Source organism: Variovorax sp. SG517 (assembly GCF_013376045.1).
Classification (GTDB): domain Bacteria; phylum Pseudomonadota; class Gammaproteobacteria; order Burkholderiales; family Burkholderiaceae_C; genus Variovorax.
Genome location: NZ_JABMJG010000012.1, coordinates 46,048 through 64,909, shown reverse-complemented (window position 1 = coordinate 64,909; position 18,862 = coordinate 46,048). Strand labels below are relative to the sequence as shown.

The 18,862-nt window shown below is 67.9% G+C and carries 19 protein-coding genes; 7 read left to right on the top strand and 12 right to left on the bottom strand.

Annotated elements, in window-relative coordinates; genetic code table 11:
- Window positions 1-14: 14 nt before the first annotated feature.
- From FHT32_RS30090 to FHT32_RS30075, 4 genes are read left to right on the top strand one after another with little or no spacing between them, the layout of a single operon-like run.
- Window positions 15-842 (top strand): basic amino acid ABC transporter substrate-binding protein, encoded by an 828-nt coding sequence (locus tag FHT32_RS30090; RefSeq protein WP_176668214.1) that lies wholly within the window; start codon window positions 15-17, stop codon window positions 840-842.
- Between the two features lie 33 nt (window positions 843-875).
- The gene (locus FHT32_RS30085) at window positions 876-1,844 is read left to right on the top strand and encodes a transglutaminase family protein (RefSeq protein WP_176668213.1); all 969 of its coding nucleotides are present in this window, start codon (window positions 876-878) and stop codon (window positions 1,842-1,844) included.
- A complete protein-coding gene (locus FHT32_RS30080) occupies window positions 1,841-2,299 on the top strand; it encodes a RidA family protein (protein ID WP_176668212.1) in 459 nt (152 codons plus the stop codon). The genes FHT32_RS30085 and FHT32_RS30080 overlap by 4 nt, the downstream gene beginning before the upstream one ends.
- 5 nt (window positions 2,300-2,304) lie before the next feature.
- Window positions 2,305-2,886 carry a nucleotidyltransferase family protein gene (locus FHT32_RS30075; protein WP_256099221.1) on the top strand — a complete coding sequence of 194 codons (582 nt, stop codon included), beginning with the start codon at window positions 2,305-2,307 and terminating at the stop codon, window positions 2,884-2,886.
- Here the strand turns inward: FHT32_RS30075 and FHT32_RS30070 are convergent.
- Window positions 2,858-3,856, bottom strand: coding sequence for a hypothetical protein (locus FHT32_RS30070; protein ID WP_176668211.1), 999 nt, complete (start codon window positions 3,854-3,856; stop codon window positions 2,858-2,860). The genes FHT32_RS30075 and FHT32_RS30070 overlap by 29 nt on opposite strands.
- Window positions 3,853-4,632: a hypothetical protein gene (locus FHT32_RS30065; RefSeq protein ID WP_371132287.1), complete on the bottom strand. Its 780-nt coding sequence runs from the start codon at window positions 4,630-4,632 to the stop codon at window positions 3,853-3,855. Before FHT32_RS30065 ends, FHT32_RS30070 begins: the two co-directional genes overlap by 4 nt.
- Before the next feature lie 378 nt (window positions 4,633-5,010).
- On the opposite strand from FHT32_RS30065, the gene FHT32_RS30060 reads away from it, so the two are divergent.
- Window positions 5,011-6,747, top strand: a complete 1,737-nt coding sequence (locus FHT32_RS30060) for a GMC family oxidoreductase (protein ID WP_176668210.1) — start codon at window positions 5,011-5,013, stop codon at window positions 6,745-6,747.
- On the opposite strand, the gene FHT32_RS30055 is transcribed toward FHT32_RS30060, so the two are convergent.
- The 8 genes from FHT32_RS30055 to FHT32_RS30020 all read right to left on the bottom strand — a co-directional run bounded on the left by FHT32_RS30055 (window position 6,647) and on the right by FHT32_RS30020 (window position 13,520).
- On the bottom strand, window positions 6,647-7,672 hold the full coding sequence (locus FHT32_RS30055) for a LacI family DNA-binding transcriptional regulator (RefSeq protein WP_176668209.1): 1,026 nt from the start codon (window positions 7,670-7,672) through the stop codon (window positions 6,647-6,649). The genes FHT32_RS30060 and FHT32_RS30055 overlap by 101 nt on opposite strands.
- A gap of 124 nt (window positions 7,673-7,796) precedes the next feature.
- Window positions 7,797-8,777 carry a D-glycerate dehydrogenase gene (locus FHT32_RS30050; protein WP_176668208.1) on the bottom strand — a complete coding sequence of 327 codons (981 nt, stop codon included), beginning with the start codon at window positions 8,775-8,777 and terminating at the stop codon, window positions 7,797-7,799.
- Window positions 8,778-8,782: 5 nt separating this feature from the next.
- Window positions 8,783-9,736: a sugar kinase gene (locus FHT32_RS30045; RefSeq protein ID WP_176668207.1), complete on the bottom strand. Its 954-nt coding sequence runs from the start codon at window positions 9,734-9,736 to the stop codon at window positions 8,783-8,785.
- Window positions 9,737-9,750: 14 nt separating this feature from the next.
- Window positions 9,751-10,494 carry a sugar phosphate isomerase/epimerase gene (locus FHT32_RS30040; RefSeq protein WP_176668206.1) on the bottom strand — a complete coding sequence of 248 codons (744 nt, stop codon included), beginning with the start codon at window positions 10,492-10,494 and terminating at the stop codon, window positions 9,751-9,753.
- A gap of 11 nt (window positions 10,495-10,505) precedes the next feature.
- Entirely contained in the window at window positions 10,506-11,261 is a 756-nt protein-coding gene (locus FHT32_RS30035; RefSeq protein WP_176668205.1) for an amino acid ABC transporter ATP-binding protein, read from the bottom strand.
- A gap of 28 nt (window positions 11,262-11,289) precedes the next feature.
- Window positions 11,290-12,087: a transporter substrate-binding domain-containing protein gene (locus FHT32_RS30030; protein WP_176668204.1), complete on the bottom strand. Its 798-nt coding sequence runs from the start codon at window positions 12,085-12,087 to the stop codon at window positions 11,290-11,292.
- Window positions 12,088-12,155: 68 nt separating this feature from the next.
- Window positions 12,156-12,809, bottom strand: a complete 654-nt coding sequence (locus FHT32_RS30025; RefSeq protein ID WP_176668203.1) for an amino acid ABC transporter permease — start codon at window positions 12,807-12,809, stop codon at window positions 12,156-12,158.
- Window positions 12,810-12,848: 39 nt separating this feature from the next.
- A complete protein-coding gene (locus tag FHT32_RS30020) occupies window positions 12,849-13,520 on the bottom strand; it encodes an amino acid ABC transporter permease (RefSeq protein ID WP_126021763.1) in 672 nt (223 codons plus the stop codon).
- Window positions 13,521-13,664: 144 nt separating this feature from the next.
- Here FHT32_RS30020 and FHT32_RS30015 point away from each other — a divergent pair, with 144 nt between their 5' ends.
- Complete coding sequence (locus FHT32_RS30015; RefSeq protein WP_256099220.1) at window positions 13,665-15,353, top strand: CorA family divalent cation transporter; 1,689 nt, start codon at window positions 13,665-13,667, stop codon at window positions 15,351-15,353.
- Here FHT32_RS30015 and FHT32_RS30010 read toward each other — a convergent pair.
- Window positions 15,301-15,681: a hypothetical protein gene (locus tag FHT32_RS30010; protein WP_371132286.1), complete on the bottom strand. Its 381-nt coding sequence runs from the start codon at window positions 15,679-15,681 to the stop codon at window positions 15,301-15,303. The two genes, FHT32_RS30015 and FHT32_RS30010, sit on opposite strands and share 53 nt — an antisense overlap.
- Before the next feature lie 341 nt (window positions 15,682-16,022).
- Between FHT32_RS30010 and FHT32_RS30005 the strand changes: the two genes are divergently transcribed.
- Window positions 16,023-16,769 (top strand): metallophosphoesterase, encoded by a 747-nt coding sequence (locus FHT32_RS30005; protein WP_176668202.1) that lies wholly within the window; start codon window positions 16,023-16,025, stop codon window positions 16,767-16,769.
- 182 nt (window positions 16,770-16,951) lie between these two features.
- On the opposite strand, the gene FHT32_RS30000 is transcribed toward FHT32_RS30005, so the two are convergent.
- Window positions 16,952-18,739, bottom strand: a complete 1,788-nt coding sequence (locus FHT32_RS30000; RefSeq protein ID WP_176668201.1) for a tannase/feruloyl esterase family alpha/beta hydrolase — start codon at window positions 18,737-18,739, stop codon at window positions 16,952-16,954.
- Window positions 18,740-18,862 lie beyond the last annotated feature (123 nt).

The window sequence follows — 18,862 nt, the reverse complement described above, 5'->3', positions numbered from 1 at the left end:
GGAGAACCACCGCCATGCCCCGCCATATCACCATCGACCGCCGCCTGGCGCTCACCGCCGCGAGCGTCTTCGCGGCCCTGGCCATCGCCGGCTGCGGCAAGCAGGAGCCCGCATCGGCACCGGCCGTTTCTGCGGCACCGCCGGCGCCCGCCGCCGCGCGCGTGCTCGTGGTGGGCACCGACGCCGCCTACACGCCCTTCGAATCGCAGAACGACAAGGGCGAGATCGTGGGCTTCGACATCGACGTGGTGAAGGCGGTCGCTCAGAAGGCCGGCTTCGAGGTGAAGTTCGTCAACACGCCGTGGGAAGGCATCTTCAATTCGCTCGACCAGGGCGACCGCGACCTGCTGGTGTCGGCCATCACCATCACCGACGAGCGCCGCCAGACGATGGACTTCTCGCAGCCCTACTTCGACGCGCGCCAGCTCATCGCCGTGCGCAACGACGCGCCCATCAAGAGCTTCGAGGACCTCAAGCCCCTGAAGGTCGGCGTGCAGAACGGCACCACCGGCGACGAGGTGGTCGGCAAGCTGCTGGGCAAGTCGAGCACCGCCATCAAGCGCTTCGAGTCGACGCCGCTGGCGCTCAAGGAACTGGAAGCCGGCGGCGTGCAGGCCGTGGTGGCCGACAACGGCGTGGTGGTGCACTACCTCGCCAACAACACCGCCGGCGGCTTCAAGACGGTGAGCGACACCAGCTTCCCGGTCGAGAAGTACGGCATTGCCGTGAAGCGGGGCAACGCCGAACTGCTCGCGAAGATCAACCAGGGCCTGGAGGCGATCCGCGCCGACGGCACCTACGCGAAGATCTACGCCTCGTACTTCGGCTCCGAGTCGAAGTAGGCGGACGACGCAAGCCACCCGAGGGCACCGGCCATGCTGCTGCACGTCACACACGAAACCCGCTACGAATACTCGCCGCCTGTCGAGACGGCGCAGCACCTCGCGCACCTGAAGCCGCTGGCCACCGGTTCGCAGAAGCTCGTGAGCCACAAGCTCTCCATCGAGCCAGCGCCCGCGCAGCGCAGCGAGCAGGCCGACCTGTACGGCAACACGCGCGCGTTCTTCGCGCTGGAGGCCACGCACGACAAGCTGGTGGTCACGGCCGAGAGCGTGGTCGAGACCTCGCAGCCGGGGCTCTCGCCCGCCGTGGCGCGCGACCTGCCGTGGGAGGCCGTGCGCGAGCGCTTCCGCTTCCGCAAGGACGCCACCTTCGACGCGGCGTCGGAGTTCGTCTTCCCCTCGCCCTACGTGCCGCGCCACGACGACTTCGTGGCCTACGCGCGCGCCAGCTTCATTCCCGGCCGCCCGACCTTCGAGGTGGCGATGGACCTCACCGAGCGCATCTACGAAGACTTCGCCTACGACGCCGACAGCACCGAGATCAACACCCCCGCCGTCGAGGCCCTCGCGCAGCGCAAGGGCGTGTGCCAGGACTTCGCCCACATCATGATCGCGTGCTTCCGCACCATGGGCCTGCCCGCGCGCTACGTGAGCGGCTACCTGCTGACGCAGCCGCCGCCCGGCCAGCCCCGGCTGGTGGGCGCCGACGCCTCGCACGCGTGGGTGTCGGTGTACCTGCCCGGCGAGGACGACGGCACCGGCGGCAGCCCCGGCGACTGGGTCGACTTCGACCCCACCAACGGCCGCCAGCCCGGCGAGGACTACGTCACGCTGGCCATCGGCCGCGACTACTCCGACGTCTCGCCGATGCGCGGCGTACTCCATGGCGGCGCAAGGCACACGCTGAGCGTCGGCGTGACCGTGCAGCCGGTGGGGGAAGTGGTCGATGGCCTGCCGCAAACACAGACACAATCGCCTTCCCAAGACAAGGAGTCCCAATGAGCGTCTACGACAAACTTTCCAGCCTCGGCATCACCCTTCCGCCCGTCGCAGCCCCCGCCGCCGCGTACGTGCCCTTCGTGCAGACCGGCAACCTCGTGTTCCTGTCGGGCCACATCGCCAAGAAGGACGGCAAGGTCTGGACCGGCCAGCTCGGCGCCGACATCGGCACCGAAGAAGGCAAGCAGGCCGCCCGCGCCATCGCCATCGACCTGCTGGGCACGCTGCACGCGGCCGTGGGCGACCTGAACAAGGTCAAGCGCATCGTCAAGGTGATGAGCCTGGTGAACTCGGTCGGCACCTTCACCGAACAGCACCTGGTGACCAACGGCGCGAGCGAATTCTTCGCCGAAGTCTTCGGTCCCGAGAAGGGCGCGCATGCCCGCAGCGCCTTCGGCGTGGCGCAGATTCCGATGGGCGCGTGCGTGGAGATCGAGCTGATCGCCGAGATCGGCTGACCGCATTGGCGCCGACGCCCGACAACCTCATCGCGCAGGCGATGCAGGACCCCGTCAACGCGGCGCTGGCAGACCGCCTTCCCCGCCTCGGGCTGCAGCAGGGCTTCCTCACGGCCGGCTGCATCTTCCAGGCCGCCTGGAACCACACCGCTGGCCGCCCGCCGGGCTGGGGCGTGAAGGACTACGACGTCTTCTACTTCGATGACAGCGACCTGTCGTGGGAAGCCGAAGACGCCGTCATCCGCCGCGTGCGCGAAGCCACCGTCGACCTCGGCGCGGCCATCGAGGTCAAGAACCAGGCCCGCGTGCATCTCTGGTACGAACAGCGCTTCAAGGCGCCCTACCCGCGCCTGCGCTCCGCGCGAGAAGGCATCGACCGATACCTCATCGCCTGCACCCGCGTGGGCCTCGACCTGGCCGACGGCTCGCTCTACGCGCCCGACGGGCTCGGCGACCTGGCCGCCGGCATCCTGCGCATGAACCCGCTGCTGCCGATGCCGGAGATGTTTCGCGTGAAGGCGCTCGACTACCAGGCCCGCTGGCCGTGGCTGCGCATCGTCACTTGCGCTTCCAGCTCGACACCGTGATGAACACGCCGGTTTCCTTCGCGTCGCGCAGCCTGACGGTGTAGCGGCCCACGCCGTCGGTGCCGCTGAGCACGGCTTCGCCGTTGTCGGCCTCCACGGTCGCTCCCGCAGCCAGTTCGCGGTAGGTGGCGAGCAGATCGTCGAAGGGCGCGTAGCTGCGCAGCGTCACCTCGGCATCGGGCCAGCGTGCGCCCTTGAGCCGGGCGTTCTCGCGATCGGTGTACATCGGCAAGCCGGCCAGCCCCTTGGGCATCACGACCTTGCCGGCGCTGGCCGTGCTGTTCACTTCCGCCGCCTGCACCAGCAACGGCTTCAGCGAAGCCGGAAAGCCCGCCGGCAACTGCGCATCGCGCCAACCCGGCGCCGTCGGCTGGCCCGCGATGTATTCGACGCTCGCGATCTTCTGCGCGGCCGCGGCTTCCGCGGGATCGTCGCTCTGCGCCATGAGCGCGTGGTACGAAGGCAGCGTCCTGGCCCACGCGATCAGCGGTTCGGCATCCGATGGCTTGGCGTCGGCGGGGTGGAAGATCGTCAGCACGGCCTGCGGGTCGGGGTTGCACACCTTGGGCTCGTCGCGCCTGGTGGACTCGCGGCAGTGGCCGTTGACCAGCCCCAGCGCCAGCAGGCGGCCTTCGCCGTCGAGCAGCAGCGCCGAGCGCTCTTCGCCGTGGCCTTCGCCGCTCACCGACGCGATCACCGTGCGCCCGTCGGGCCATACGGTGCGCGTGACGTCGAAGCGCGAGCGCATGCCGTCCAGCACTTGCGCCGCAATGAGCCTGTCGCCATCGGTGTAGCTGCCGCGCGCATAGCCGACCATCGCGATCACGGCGCTGCGGATCTTCGGCTGCTCGCTGAGCTTCAGGCGGGGCGGAGGCAGTTCGGTCGTGACAGGTGCCGCATGCGCCGGCATGCCGAGCGCGCAGGCGAGCAGCAGCACCGCCAAAGTCTTTCCTGGAATCAGCGCGCTCATTCGGCAATCTCGATTTCGATGTTGGTGATGGCCGGCATGTCGCGCGGCGGCTTTGCGTTGACGGAGAAGGCGATGCCGTTGCGGCTGCCGAGCACGTAGCCCGAAGCGCCGTCCATTTCCGACTCGATGCCGTCGAGCGGCGGCGACAACTGCTTGTAGAACGCGAGCACCTGCGCAACGCTGTCGACGGTCTGCAGGCGCAGCACGCGCCTGGCCTTCTTGTCGCTCAGCGCATCCTGGCCGGTGCGATAGATCACCGCCCTCGGGTACAGCGGCACCTGCGCAGCGAAGCCCTTCGGGCGCACCACGGGCAAGGCCTTGGTGTGGGCCGCGTCCATCGTCGTGTATTCGGTCTTCTCGAACTTCTCTTCCTCGCCGGAGTCCAGGTCTTCGTTCGGGACCGTGCGGCTCCATTCGAGCAGCGGCTGTGCCTGCGCGCGATCGATGCCGGGGCGCAGGAAGATCGAGAGCACGGCATGCTGGTCGTCGCGGCAGCCTTTTGTCGAGGAGCCCACGCCGCACTCGCGATGCGCCAGCGCAGCAGCGAGCACGTCGCCGCTGCGGTCATCCACCAGCAGGGCCGCGCGCTCGCCGCCGCCGTTGGGCAGGCGGTAGGACGACAGCACGCGCCGACCGCCGGCCACTGCCTGCTGCCGGCGATGGCGCGACGATGCCAGCCCCGCGATCAGCTGCTCGGCCAGCAGGCCTTCAGGCCAGTAGTAGGAGCCGGAGGCCAGGCCGGCGAAGGCGGTCACGGCGCGGTCGAGCGCAGGCACCCGCGCTGCCTCCGGCGCCCGCTCGGACTCGGGGACGAGCACGAGCTGGGGCGCGGAGGATGCGGCGCAGGCAGAGGTGACGCAGGAAACGGAAAGAGCCAGGAAAACAGAAGAAAGAGCAAGTCGGAATCTGAAAGGCATCAAGGGGGAAAAGTAGAAAGGGGAGCGTTGCGCTCCGGGCGGGCTGCGTACAGCCGCGAGGGGAAATGCGCGGACGATTCTAGAAGGCGTTCGAAGGGCCGCACGACTGCACTGCGACAACTCGCTCTCCAGGAACAGGAAGGCGCCCGCTCACTGCCCACGCCCCCGGAGATGCGGTTATAAAGCCGCACGCCCGGCAAAGACCGGGACCCGAGACAACACAGAGGAAGACACATCATGGAGTTCGACTACGTGATCGTGGGCGGCGGCTCCGGCGGCGCCACGCTGGCCGGGCGGCTCAGCGAAGACCCTGCCGTGCATGTCTGCCTGGTCGAGGCCGGCGGCGACGGGCGCGGCATCCTGGTGCGGGCACCGGCCGGCGCGGCGGCCATGATCTCGGGGCGGCCGCGCATCAACAACTACGCCTACCAGACCGTGCCGCAGCCCGGCCTGAACGGGCGCCGCGGCTACCAGCCGCGCGGGCGCTGCCTGGGCGGTTCCAGCGCCATCAACGCCATGCTCTACGTGCGCGGCCATCCCGACGACTACGACGACTGGGAGCGCGCAGGCTGCACCGGCTGGTCCTTCGACGACGTGCTGCCCTTCTTCAAACGGGCCGAGGGCAACCAGCGCGGCGAGAGCGCGATGCACGGCGCCGGCGGCCCGCTGCAGGTGGCCGACCAGCAGTCGCCGCACGAGATCGGCGAAGCCTTCGTGCGCGCGGCCATGGAATGCGGCATTCCGCGCAACGACGACTTCAACGACGGCGTGCGCCAGGAAGGCGCCGGCCTCTACCAGGTCACGCAGTTCCACGGCGGCACGAAGAACGGCGAGCGCTGCTCCGCGGCGGCTGCCTACCTGCACCCGGTGATGAACGCGCGCTCCAACCTCACGGTGATGACCGGCGTACAGGCCCAGCGCGTGCTGCTCGACGAGCGTCGCGCCACCGGCGTCGAGATACGCCGCGACGGCGAAACCGACACCCTCTTCGCGCGCCGCGAAGTGGTGCTGTGCGGCGGCGCCTTCAACTCGCCGCAGCTGCTGATGCTGTCGGGCATCGGCGATCCGGAAGAGCTGGTGCGGCACGGCATCGCGGTGCGCCATGCGCTGCCGGGCGTGGGACGCAACCTGCAGGACCACGTCGACTTCATCCTCTCCTATCGCACGCAGGAGAAGGGCCTGCCCGGGCTCGGCCCGATGGGGCTGCTGAACTTCGCGAAGGCAATTCCCGAATGGAGGCGCAGCGGCAAGGGCCTGATCGCCACGCCCTACGCCGAGGCCGGCGCCTTCATCAGGACATCGCCCGAACTCGACAAGCCCGACCTGCAGCTGCACTTCGTGATCGCGCTGGTCGACGATCACGCGCGCAAGCTGCACGGCGGCTTCGGCTTCTCATGCCATGTCTGCGTGCTGCGCCCCAAGGGACGCGGCGACGTGCGGCTGAACGACGCCGATCCGGCAACGCCGCCGCGCATCGATCCGAAGTTCCTCTCGCACGAGGACGACGTCGCGCGGCTGCTCGCAGGCGTGAAGAAGATGCGCGAGATCCTGCGCGCGCCGGCATTGCAGAAATACCGGCAGGCCGAGCTCTACACGGCCGGCGCGAACACCGACGAGGAGCTGCTCTCGCACATCCGCTCGCGCGCCGACACCATCTACCACCCCGTGGGCACCTGCAAGATGGGCACCGACGCGATGGCAGTGGTCGATGCGAAGCTGCGCGTGCATGGCATTGCCAACCTGCGCGTGGTCGATGCATCGGTCATGCCGACGCTGATCGGCGGCAACACCAATGCGCCGACGATCATGATCGCGGAGCGTGCCGCCGAATGGATGCGCGGACCGCTGACCTTCGACCGCGCCGAGCTCGACGCTAGACGGCCCGCGACGAGCCACGCACCACCAGTTCTCCAGGCAGCAGCAGCTGGCGCGCAGGCGCATCCAGCCCCCGCAGCCGTTCGATCAGGCATGTAGCGGCCGCGCGGCCGATGGCATCGGTGGGCTGTGCCACGGTGCTCAGGCCGGGCCCGATGAGCGAGGCCCATTCGGGATCGTCGAAGCCCACGAAGCCGAGATCGGTGCCGAACTGCCAGCCCAGCCGCGCCATCGCCTGCGCGATGCGCAGCGTAACCACCGCATTGCCCGCGACCACCGCCGCACGGCGGCCGCGCTTGGCGCGCTGGCGCAGGGCGCGCAGGGCCTCGTCGAGCGCGTCGGTCTCGCCTTCCACGCTCTCGAACACCTCGCCCGCCACGCGCGGCTCGTGCGCGGCCACGCAGGCGCCGAAGGCGGCCGTGCGCTCGCGCCGCGAGCTCACGCCCTTCTGCGGCTCGGTGATGTAGAGCAGCTCGCGATAGCCGCCTTCGACCAGATGGCCGCAGGTGGCGGCCATCGCGGAATCGTTGTCGAGCGAGACGAAGTCGGTGTGCATGCCCGCGTGGCGCCGGTCCACCAGCACCGCCGGCTTGCCGTGCAGCGTGACTGCGTCGACCACGTTGCTGCCGCGCCCCAGCGTGTTGAGGATGAAGCCGTCGACCTGGTAGCCCGCCAGCGCGTCGATGGCCTCGCGCTCGCGTTCGCTCTCGTTGCCGAGGTTGAACAGCATCACGAGGTAGCCGGCGTCCTGGCAGGCCTTCTCGGCGCCGCGCAGCACCGCGACGGAATAGGGGTTGGTGATGTCGGCCACGATCAGGCCGACCAGCCGCGAACGGCCATGGCTCAGCGCCTGCGCCATGGGGCTGGGCGAATAGCCGAGCTTGGCGATGGCGACTTCGACGCGCGCGGCGATGTCGGGGCTCAGCAGGCGCTCGCGGTGGTTGAGAAAGCGAGAGACAGTGGCCTTGGAGACGCCGGCGGCCTCGGCGACGTCGGCGATGGTGGCGCGGCCGGTGGGTTTCATGGTCTTGCCCCTTCCCCCTCTGGGGGAAGGTTGGGATGGGGGCAAGCAGGGCGCCCAATGGTTGCGCCGCTTGCCCCCACCCCTGCCCTCCCCCAGCGGGGGAGGGAGAAACAGCCGGCGAAGGTCATGCGCTCGCCGTGTCGTACGGCGCCGTCGGCTTCTCGCCCGCCAGCACCTGCAGCAGGTTCGTCGTCGCCAGTTCGGCCATCGCGTGCCGCGTCTCGTGCGTGGCCGAGCCGATGTGGGGCAGCGGCGTCACGCGCGGATGCGTGCGCAGCGGCGAATCGGCAGGCAGCGGTTCCTTCGCGAACACGTCGAGGCCGGCGGCGCGCAGCGTGCCGTGGTCCAGCGCATTCAGCAGCGCCTCTTCGTTCACCGTGGCGCCGCGGCCGCCGTTGATGAAGGCTGCGCCGGGCTTCATACGCGCGAAGAAGGCGGCGTCGATCATGCCGCGTGTGGCATCGGTCAGCGGCAGCATCGCGAGCACGATGTCGGAGCGCGCCAGCAGGTCGTCCAGCGGCGTATGCGTGGCGCGGCCCTGCAGCTCGGGCGCCTGCGTTGCCAGATCGACCGGCCGGCGCGAGTGGTACAGCACCGGCATGCCGAAGCCCAGCGCCGCACGGCGCGCCACGGCCTGGCCGATGCGGCCGAAGCCGAGGATGCCCAGCGTCTTGCCGTGCACGTCGGTGCCGAAGAGTTCCTCGCCGATGTTCTTGGTCCAGCGACCCTCGCGCACCATGGTCGAAAGCTCGACCACGCGGCGCTGCGTGGCCATGAGGATCGCGAACACCGTGTCGGCCACCGTCTCGGTGAGCACGTCGGGCGTGTGGCACAGCACGATGCCGCGCTTGTGCAGTTCGGCCAGCGGGTAGTTGTCGACACCGACCGACACGCTGGAAATCACTTCGAGCTGCGGCGCGCCGTCGAGCAGCGCGGCATCGACCGGGTGGCTCGATCCGATGAGCCCGTGCGCGGAACGCAGCGCGGCGGCGAAGGCCTCGGGCTCCTTGCGCGGATCGGCCACGACCACGTGATGCACGGCCTGCAGGCGAGCCAGTTGGTCTTCGGGCAAGGGCCGGAAGACAAGCACGTTCTTCTTCGTCATGGTCGTCAAAGCCCCGCTTCTTCGAGTTGCGCCCGCGTCGGCAGGCCCTCGGTGTCGCCCAGCACCTGCACGGCGCGCGCCCCGATCCATGCGCCGCGGCGCACGGCGTCGGGCACGCTGCGGCCTTCGAGCAATGCGCTCACCACGCCGGCCGCGAAGCCGTCGCCGGCGCCCACGGTGTCGATCACTTCCTTCACCGGGAAGCCGTCGACGCGGCCGGTGCCGGCCACGTCGCTGTCGTAGTAGGCACCCTCGGCGCCGAGCTTGACCACCACCAGCTTGGCGCCGCGCTCGCGGTAGAACTTCGCCACGTCTTCCGGCTTGCTGTGGCCGGTGAGCAGCAGGCCTTCTTCGATGCCGGGCAAGACCCAGTCGGCGCGCGAGGCGAGTTCGTTGACCCAGTGGCGCATGGTCTCGGTGGACGACCACAGCGTGGGGCGCAGGTTGGTGTCGAAGGAGATGGTGCGGCCGGCGGCGCGCATCACGTCCATGCTCTTGAGCGCGGCCTGCAGGCTGGTGTCGGAGATGGCGGCGAACACGCCGGTGGCGTGCAGGTGGCGCGCCGAGCGCAGCCATGCTTCGTCGACGTCGGCCGGGCCCATGTGGCTCGCGGCCGAGCCCTTGCGGTGGTATTCGATCGGCGGGTCGCTGCCGTCGGTGACGCGGCCCTTGAACTGGAAGCCGGTGCGCTGCGTCGCGTCGGTGATCACGTGCGAGCAGTCGATGCCCTCGGCGCGCATCGCGGCCAGCAGCGCGCGGCCCATGGAGTCGGTGCCGAGCCGGCTGGCCCAGCCCACCTTCAGGCCCAGGCGCGAGAGGCCGATGGCCACGTTGGTCTCGGCGCCGGCGGTGCGCTTGTGGAAGGACTGCGCTTCCTCCAGCGGCCCGGGCCGGTCGGCCACCAGCAGCAGCATGGCCTCGCCGAAGAGCGCGACGTCGAAGGCGGTGGGTTCTGTCATGTTTTTATTCGTCTCTATGCGCGTGCGGCGCGGATGAAGTCGATCTGTGCGCGGGTAACGGCCAGCAGGTCGTCGCCCACCAGAGGGTATTCGATGGCGTGCGGCACGTCGGCCGGCAGCGCGCGCAACACCGAGCGCCACGGCGCGACCGAATCGCCCAGCGGCACCGCCACCCACTTGTGCGGCAGGCGCTGCGCACCCTTGCAATGCACGTAGCGCACGCGATGGCCCAGCGCCTGCGCGGCCAGCAGAGGGCATTCGCCGAGCCAGTGCCAGTTGCCCATGTCGAAGGTCATGCCCAGCGTCAGGCCGGCGCGGTCGGCCGCGTCGAAGAAGGCCTGCAGCGCCGGCAGCGTGCCGGCGCGCACGGTCTGGTCGTTCTCGATCAGGAGCTCGACGCGGGTTTCGGCCAGCTCCACCTTCAGGCCCCACAGCGAGCCGTGAGACGAGGGCCGGAAGTCGCCGATGGACATCTTGAGCCGCTTCGCGCCCACGCGCGTGGCGGCGGCGATGCCGCGCTTGAGCGCGGCGCTGTCGAGCCAGCCGCCCTCGGCCCACAAGCCCTCGGGGCTGGAGTAGACCGAAGCCAGACCGTTGAGCGCAGGCAGCTCCGCATCGGCGTCGCGCAGCATCTCGCCGCGCACTTCCACCGAGTCGGCGCCCGCCGCGCGAGAGAGCTGCGAGCACCAGAGCTGGCCGTGCCGCCCCACCTCGGCCGCGCCGAAGGACGAAAGGGAAACGAGAACCTCGAAGGACATCAGTGGGCAGGTCAGTGGTTTTGGTGCGAACTCAGTATCTGGCCGAGGAACTGGCGCGTGCGCTCGTCCTTCGGGTTGCCGAAGAACTCCTGCGGCGGCGCCTGCTCGACGATCTTTCCTTCGGCCATGAAGATCACGCGGTCGGCCACGCTGCGGGCGAAGCCCATTTCGTGCGTCACGCACAGCATGGTCATGCCGTCTTCGGCCAGCGTGATCATGGTGTCGAGCACTTCCTTGACCATCTCGGGGTCGAGCGCAGAGGTGGGCTCGTCGAACAGCATGATCTTGGGCGCCATGCACAGCGCCCGCGCGATCGCGACGCGCTGCTGCTGGCCGCCCGAGAGCTGGCTCGGATACTTGTTGGCCTGCTCCGGAATGCGCACGCGCTGGAGGTACTTCATTGCCACCTCCTCGGCCTGCGCCTTCGTCATGCCGCGCGAGCGCATCGGCGCGAGCGTGCAGTTCTCGAGGATGGTGAGGTGCGGGAACAGGTTGAACTGCTGGAACACCATGCCCACCTCGGCACGCACCGCATCGACGTTCTTGCCGCCGGCCGTGAGGTCGATGCCGTCGACCACGATGCGGCCCTTCTGCACCGTCTCCAGCCGGTTGATGCAGCGGATCAGCGTGGACTTGCCCGAGCCCGAGGGCCCGCAGATCACGATGCGCTCGCCCTGGCGCACCGACAGATCGATGCCGGTCAACACCTGGAATTCACCGTACCACTTGTTGACCGCTTCCATGCGGATGATCGATTCCGTCGTCATGCCAGGATTCCTTCAGCCTCGGGGTTGCTTATTGCATCTTGGGCAGGTCTGCCTGCAGCCACTTTTGATACAGCTTGTTCAGCTCACCATTGGCGGTGTTCTTCTGCACGAAGTCGTTCACCGCCTTGTGCAGCTCTTCCTGGCCGGGGCGCATCGCGATGCCCATCGACTGCTGCACCAGCGTGAACTTGTTCTCGAAGGTGTTGGCCGGCACGCGCTTGGCGATCTGGGCTGCGACGGTCACCGAGCAGCCGATGGCGTCGACCTGGCCGGAGATCAGTGCCTGCATGGCGGAGGCGTCGTCGTCGAAGCGGCGGATCTCGGTGCCTTCGGGGGCGGCCTTGGTCACGGCCACGTCCTGCGTGGAGGCGCGGGCCACGCCCACGCGCAGGCCCTTCAGGTCGCCAGCGGCCTTGATGGGGGTCTTGGTCGCGCCGTACAGCACGATGGTGGCGGCCGCGTAGGGCTGCGAGAACTGCACCTGCTTGGCGCGCTCGGGCGTGATGGCCAGCGAGGCCACCAGCAGGTCGACCTTGTTGGTCAGCAGGAAGGGAATGCGGTTGGGGCCGGTCACGGGAACGATGTTGGCCTTCACGCCCCAGTCCTTGGCCAGCAGCTTGGCCACGTCGGCGTCGTAGCCGTCGGGCTGGTTCTTCGCGTCGGTGGTGCCGTAGGGCGGAAAGTCGACCAGCATGCCGATGGTGATCTCGCCCTTCTTCTTGATGTCGGCCACGCTCTGCGCCGAGGCGAAGGGAGCGAACACGGTGAGGGCGGCGCCGAGGCCGAGGGCTGCGAGCGCGACGCGGCGCGAGGTGGTACGGGTCATTGGATGTCTCCTGAGGAAGAAAGAGAAACGAAGAACGAAAAACGAAGAACCAAGAAAGCGAAAGGGGCTTAGCGGGCCAGGGCCCGGGCGCGCTTGCGCTCCATGCTCGCGGCCAGCAGCGACAGCGGCCAGCAGATGACGAAGTAGATCGCCGCCACCACCGAGAACACGATGAGCGGCTGGAAGGTGGCGTTGTTGACGATCTGCCCCGCGCGCGTGACCTCCACGAAGCCGATAATGGCCGCCAGCGAGGTGCCCTTGATGATCTGCACCAGGTAGCCCACCGTGGGCGCGAGCGCGATCTTCAAGGCCTGCGGCAGCACCACGTCGCGCATGCGGTCGAAGTACTTGAGGTTCAGGGCCTGCGCCGCCTCCCACTGCCCGCGCGGAATGGCCTGGATGCAGCCGCGCCAGATCTCGCCGAGGAAGGCGCCGCTGTTGAGGATGAGCGCCACGCCGGCGGCGATCCACGGGTTGATGTCCAGCCCGAGCACCGGCGCGCCGAAGAACACCAGGAACAGCTGCAGCAGCAGCGGCGTGCCCTGGAAGACCTGGATGAAGGTGGTCGACGCGCCGCGCGCCCACGTCGACTCCGACGTGCGCATCAGCGCCAGCGCCAGGCCCAGGATCGCGCCGCCCACGAAGGCGATGGCCGACAGCGCGAGCGTCCACTTGGCCGCTTCGAGGATGAAAAGGAATTCGGGAAAGCCGAAGGTGCGCATGGTGTTGTTGCTCCGTCCGTCGTCTGTGTCTCTGGGTGATCAGCGGCGGTCCGGGTAGTTGAGCGTGCGCTTGTAGATCAGCTTGAACATGGCCGAGAAGGCCAGTGCCAGCGCGAGGTAGATGGCGGCCACGACGATGTAGATCTCGAAGCTGCGGAAGGTCTGCGACTGCAGGTTGGCCGCCACCGAGGTCAGGTCGTCGGCCGAGATGACCGACACCACCGCCGAGCTCAGCATCAGCAAGATGAACTGGCTCGTGAGCGCCGGGTAGATGGCCTTGAGCGCCGGCTTGATGATGACGAAGCGGAAGATCTCCCAGGGCTTGAGGTTCAGCGCCCTGCCCGCCTCGATCTGCCCCTTGGGAATCGACTCGATGCCCGCGCGGATGATTTCCGTGGCGTAGGCGCCCAGGTTCACCACCATGGCCACCAGCGCGGCCGTCTGCGGCGACCAGCGCAGCCCGATGGCCGGCAGCGCGAAGAAGAAAAAGAACAGCTGCACGAGGAAGGGCGTGTTGCGGATCACCTCGATGTAGGCATTGATGATGAAGCGCAGCCAGCCCGGGCCCGAGGTCTTGCCCCAGGCGCAGAAGATGGCCACCACCAGCCCCAGCACCGTGGCAACGAGCGAGAGCTGGATCGTGATCCACGTGCCCTTGAGCAGCAGCGGCCAGGCGGCGAAGACGGCGTCGAATTGAAACTGGTAGTTCATGGTGGGCGGACCCTGAAGCTGCGCGGCGCAGACGCGCGCAGACCCTGAAAGCAATGCTTGCAGCTTATATGAAACCGGTTTCAGGATTTCATAGGGATTCCCCTAGGTGGTCGTTTTGTCCCACCTTCTGCCTACTTCAATGCCATGCTGAATCCACCCGCGGCCAACATGCCCACAGAGGCGAATGCGCTCCCCACGGGCGCGCCCACCGTGCAGCACTTCAGGCAGGCGCTGCTCTGGCCCCTGCGGCTGATGCCCGCGCCGCACGCCGGCCACCATCACGCGCCATGGCACGTGCTGCGCGAGATGGGCGATGCATCGCCCTGGCGCGAGGAGGTCGACGAATACACCGGCGACAGCAGCCGCTTCCACGAACGGCACTACAACGAGTTCGTGAGCTTCCTGCCGTACGTGCAGCGCTTCCTCTACGGCGAGGGCCGCTCGCGCGGCAACGGCGACGGGAGCGACGGCGACTCGCCCATGCGCATCTTCCGCCGCCACGACGTCGCAGCCGTGCGCCTCGTGTCGAAGCCGGGCGATGCACCGGTCACGCTCGACGTGATCCATTGCGACCTCTACTTCTTTTTCGACGTCGACGTGGTGATGCTCAACCTCGAAGTCGGCGCGAGCGACCTGAGCCTCGCGCAGGCGCAGGACATCCTCTACCGCTTCGGCCGCGCCTACCCCTCGGGCTGGGAAGCCGACGGTTCGGCGCTGCATTGCATGACCAGCGTCGAATGGCTGGGCGTCGACGGCCGCGTGCTCGCGAGCTCCGACGCGCAGCAGCGCGAGGCCTTTCTCTCGCACGTGGCGCAGCACCGCGCACCGCGCATCGCCGCGCACTGGGCCTACCTGATGCAGCCGCTCGTTAGCGACCATTCCGAAGACGCGGGCGTTCTGCGCTACCGGCAGATCGAGTACTACCGCATGCCGGTGATGGCATATCTGTCGCTCGACGATCCGCGCCGCCTCACGCGCGACGACTTCGTGCGGCTGGCGCTCGTCACCGGCGCAGGCGCCACCGACGCACACCTGCCCTACGCCGACCATCATCTCGCCGACTTCGAGCACAAGTACTGCTACGACCGCTTCTGGGTGAACGCGGGCGCCGCACCCAACACGCGCTACCTGTGCAACGGCCACGCGCTCATCGTGGTGGGCGACGCGCGCTCCGAGTTCTTCTGCTGCCGCGACCGCGGCGTGCTCGCGCAGTTCAGGCATCAGCACTTCCTGCTGTTCCTCATCGCGCACTTCCAGAAGGCCTCGCTGCTGATGTTCTCCGACCAGCTGGTGGAAGCGCTGAAGCGGCTGGACATCCGCAGCACGCCGAGCGTGAAGCAGTTCAAGCGCGCCATCCGCGCGAGCTTCGAGCGCTTCTTGCGCTTCACGCACCGCTACTGGTTCCACGAGATCTCCGAGCAGGCGCAGGTGCGCGCCCTCTCCCACATGTGCGCAACGCACCTCGGGCTCGATCCGCTCTACGACGAGGTCAAGGCGCGCATCGCCGACATGAACACGTACCTCGACGCCGACAGCCTGCGCCGCCAAGCCGCCACCGTGGTGCGGCTCACGGTTGTCACGCTCTTCGGCCTCATCGGCACCATCACCACCGGCTTCCTCGGCATGAACCTGCTGGCAGAGGCCGAGGCGCCGCTGTGGCGCAAGGCCGTGTGGTTCGGCGTGGTGTTCGTCGCCACGACCTGGCTCACGATCTACACGATGGTGAAGTCGCAGCGGCTCTCGGACTTCATCGATGCGCTGTCGAACGACAGGCTGGGGTTCAGGGGCAAGCTGGCGGCGCTGGCGAAGGTGTGGCGGCCTGGGGCGGATTGACTGATTTCCCCAGAGCATCGCGCAGAGAACTGATCGTGCTGTCCGCAGCTTCGATTCGCCGTTGCAGCTCCTCGTTGACCAGGCGGAACAGCGCGCCGAATTCGGATCGCGTCGGATAGATCTCCTCGCGCTCGTTCACCTGCATCGGAACGACGAGCTTTTCGAGGCACACGTAGGCGCTGTGCACCTGGCGAATGCCCTCGACGTCGTCGCCCGCCTGCAGGGCAGCCGACTCGGCATTTGCGTTTGAATGGGGATGAACCGGCTTCGGCGTTGAAGCGGTATCGGATTTCGGCGCGTGCTTGAGCACGCGGGCAGACTTGGTCACGGAAGACCTCCAGAGGTTGCGATTTGCAAAAACCGCCACACCCGCTGCTAAACGAGGCGGCAGCTCGGACGGGTTAGCAGACCGGCCAACCTCTTGCGAGAAACCGGCAGGGCGCGAGCCCTCCCATCCGAGCCGCCAAAACTGGAAGCACGAATGACAAAGCCGCAGGTCCTGCGGAGACTGCGGCTTGCGTCGCAGAGGTTGCTTCGGGCTGCTAAACCCGATCACGCCTCATTCGGCGTGACGGGCGCAGTATAGCCATGCAGTTGGCTCGCAGCCGTGCGACTCGGCATTGGTGTTCGTGGCGGCGACTCGGTTCGCGATTCCCTCAGAATCGGCACATGCGCATTGCCATCGTCTCCGACATCCACGGAAACCTTCCCGCACTCGAAGCCGTCGTCGATGACGTCGGCCGCCGCGGCGTCGATACCGTCGTCAACCTGGGCGACAGCCTCTCCGGCCCGCTGATGCCGCTGGAAACCGCACGTTTCCTGATGGCGCAGGACTGGACGCATCTCGCGGGCAACCACGAGCGCCAGGTGCTCACCCTTCCTGCCGGCAAACGCGGCGCGTCCGACGAGTTCGCGCACGCGCGACTAGGCCCTCAGGAGTTCGCGTGGATGGCCTCGCTCGAACGCAGCCTGCGATTGAGCGCCGAGGTGCTGCTGTGCCACGGCACGCCCGACAGCGATCTGCACTACTTCCTGGAGACGGTCGAGCCTTCGCTGCTCAGGCCGGCCACGATGGCCGAGATCGATGCGCGGCTCGGCACGGTCGATGCGCAGGTACGGCTCGTCGCCTGCGGGCACACGCACGTGCCGCGCGTGGTTCGCGCTTCTGGCGGGCAGCTGATCGTCAATCCGGGCAGCGTCGGGCTGCAGGCTTATGACGACATCCACCCGCATCCGCACGTCGTCGAGACGGGCTCGCCCGATGCGCGCTATGCCATCGTCGAGCGGCTGGCGAACGAAAGCTGGGCTGTGACGCTGATCTCAGTGCCCTACGACCACGCGAGCATGGCGGCGCTTGCGATGACCAATGGCAGGCCGGACTGGGCGAGCGCACTCGCCACTGGCCGGATGCCCTGAGGCCGTTGACGCTACGCGCGGAATACATGCCGGCGGGCAAAGAAAAACCCGCCGAAGCGGGTCGATTGCGTCGCAGAGGTTGCTTCGGGCTGCTAAACCCGATCACGCCTCATTCGGCGTGACGGGCGCAGTACGGCCACGCAGTTCGCTCACGGGCCGAGTGCTACCAGCCGCGAAGCCTTTCATTGGCAGCTGAAACTCTCGGCCTTCTCGATATCGCCCGTGCCCTTGTAGCGCGCAACCTTCGGGTAAGCGCAGAGCGGCCGGGTGCGGGTGGGCGACCAGCCTGCGGGAACATCCCCGTTCACGCCGCCCGCGTTGCCTGCACCGCGCGCCGAAGCGACGACGGAATCGGCGGCCTCGCCCTTCTCCACCCAGTTGACGAGCGGAGCGAGCATGTCGAACTGGTCGGTGGTCGGGCCGCCGGAGCAGTGGTTCATTCCGGGCACCCGATAGAAGCGCGCGAAGTTGGATGCATCGCCGCCGTTGGCCGCGGTCAGCTGGTCATACCAGTGCTGCGTGTCGTCGCTCGAGAAGATGGGATCGCTCGTCCCGTGATAGGCCATGACCTTGGCGCCGCGCTTCTTCAAGCGGCTCAGATCGGTCGGGTTCGGCGGCGTCATGAACGAAAGCGAGTTCTCGGTGTAGAGCCCGTCGGTCGAGGTGATCTTCGCGAGGATCGAATCGATGTTGGCCGTGAGCGTGAAGTTGGGGCCATTGAAGCCGGACGGGTTCTCGGGCGGCACCTGCCAGACGAAGGCGACCGCGCCCGAATCGAGGTTCAATGAATTCGAGAACTTCCACGACGACCAGCCGGTGGTGTTCAGGCCTGCATCGAAGGGAAAGCTCGCATAGATCTTCTTTCCGCCGCCGTCGAGCGCGCCCGCGAAGAGCTGCCCGATGCGAAGCTTCTGGTCGGCAGAGAGGCATGTGCCATCGCGCGAGCCGCTGCAGGTGGGAACGTCGCGGTCGATGGAGAAAGCCGCCTGGCATGCGCCGGTGTCCTGCACGATGCCGTCGGTTGTGCCGTCGAGGGCGTCGCACTTGGCAAGGACTGCGTTGGAGACCAGGGTGCGTTCGGCCAGCGTGAAGCCCGTGCCCGGATCGCCCGGGGTGGTTGCCAGGGCGTTGTAGTTCTGGGCGCCGACGATGTTGGCGGAGGCCGCAAGGGGAAGCCGGAAGCCGGGGTCGCCCACCAGGAAGCCGTCGTAGTCGTCCGCATAGCGCGACATGGCGACCATCGTGTGGCGCCCGCCATTGGAGCAACCGCCGATGTAGGAGCGGTCCGGGCCCTTTCCGTAGGCCGACGCGATCAACGCCTTCGCCATCGGCGTGAGCTTGCCGACCGCCTGGTAGCCGTAGTCGAGGCGGGCCTGCGGGTCGATGCCGAAGAACGGCGTGGGTGCCGCGTGCCCCGCGTCGGAGCTGATCACGGCGAAGCCCTTGTTCAGCGCGTTGTCCAGAACGCCGCCTCCGCCCACCGGCCCGGCAGCAGTGCCGATGCTGCCGTCGAGCCCCCCGTTGGCTTGATAGAAATACCGCCCGTTCCAGTTCACCGGCAAACGCATCTCGAAGCCGATCGCATAGCTCTGGCCATCGACCGGACTCGTGCGCTGATACATCGATCCGCGCACCTGGCAGTGCGCCCCTACCGGCTTGCCTGCGACGCTCAGAGCGCCGGCGGCAATCGAATTGGCTGCGGTGATGGTCGTGTTAGCAAAGGTGAAGCCGGCGAGCGAGGCGCAATCGATGAGCGCCGCGCCGGTGGCCGCGCCGAGCACCGGCAGTGTCTCGACGGGCGGCGCCGGATTGTCGGGAGGAGGCGTCACGGGATTGCCGTTGCCGGCCGGCGGGGTGCTCGTCGGCGTGCCGGTCGCGGGGAACGAGGCGAGAAAGCTGCCACCGCCATTTCCTCCGCCACAGGCGGTCAGCAACGAAGCGACAAATATCAGGGATGCAGAGGTCTTCAAGAATGTCTCCTTTGACGCCTGGATTCAGCGCCAATTAGTTAATCTACTTAACTATCAAAGATAACCAGTTATGGTTTTCCATTAAGCAGTTTGCATTCCCAGCACGACCCCTGATTCAGTTAG

Bases quoted from the DNA above. Each gene is read 5' to 3' on its own strand.
- FHT32_RS30090 (WP_176668214.1), top strand. From the start codon at position 15: ATGCCCCGCCATATCACCATCGACCGCCGCCTGGCGCTCACCGCCGCG.
- FHT32_RS30085 (WP_176668213.1), top strand. From the start codon at position 876: ATGCTGCTGCACGTCACACACGAAACCCGCTACGAATACTCGCCGCCT.
- FHT32_RS30080 (WP_176668212.1), top strand. From the start codon at position 1,841: ATGAGCGTCTACGACAAACTTTCCAGCCTCGGCATCACCCTTCCGCCC.
- FHT32_RS30070 (WP_176668211.1), bottom strand. From the start codon at position 3,856: ATGAGCGCGCTGATTCCAGGAAAGACTTTGGCGGTGCTGCTGCTCGCC.
- FHT32_RS30060 (WP_176668210.1), top strand. From the start codon at position 5,011: ATGGAGTTCGACTACGTGATCGTGGGCGGCGGCTCCGGCGGCGCCACG.
- FHT32_RS30055 (WP_176668209.1), bottom strand. From the start codon at position 7,672: ATGAAACCCACCGGCCGCGCCACCATCGCCGACGTCGCCGAGGCCGCC.
- FHT32_RS30050 (WP_176668208.1), bottom strand. From the start codon at position 8,777: ATGACGAAGAAGAACGTGCTTGTCTTCCGGCCCTTGCCCGAAGACCAA.
- FHT32_RS30045 (WP_176668207.1), bottom strand. From the start codon at position 9,736: ATGACAGAACCCACCGCCTTCGACGTCGCGCTCTTCGGCGAGGCCATG.
- FHT32_RS30040 (WP_176668206.1), bottom strand. From the start codon at position 10,494: ATGTCCTTCGAGGTTCTCGTTTCCCTTTCGTCCTTCGGCGCGGCCGAG.
- FHT32_RS30035 (WP_176668205.1), bottom strand. From the start codon at position 11,261: ATGACGACGGAATCGATCATCCGCATGGAAGCGGTCAACAAGTGGTAC.
- FHT32_RS30030 (WP_176668204.1), bottom strand. From the start codon at position 12,087: ATGACCCGTACCACCTCGCGCCGCGTCGCGCTCGCAGCCCTCGGCCTC.
- FHT32_RS30025 (WP_176668203.1), bottom strand. From the start codon at position 12,809: ATGCGCACCTTCGGCTTTCCCGAATTCCTTTTCATCCTCGAAGCGGCC.
- FHT32_RS30020 (WP_126021763.1), bottom strand. From the start codon at position 13,520: ATGAACTACCAGTTTCAATTCGACGCCGTCTTCGCCGCCTGGCCGCTG.
- FHT32_RS30015 (WP_256099220.1), top strand. From the start codon at position 13,665: ATGCTGAATCCACCCGCGGCCAACATGCCCACAGAGGCGAATGCGCTC.
- FHT32_RS30005 (WP_176668202.1), top strand. From the start codon at position 16,023: ATGCGCATTGCCATCGTCTCCGACATCCACGGAAACCTTCCCGCACTC.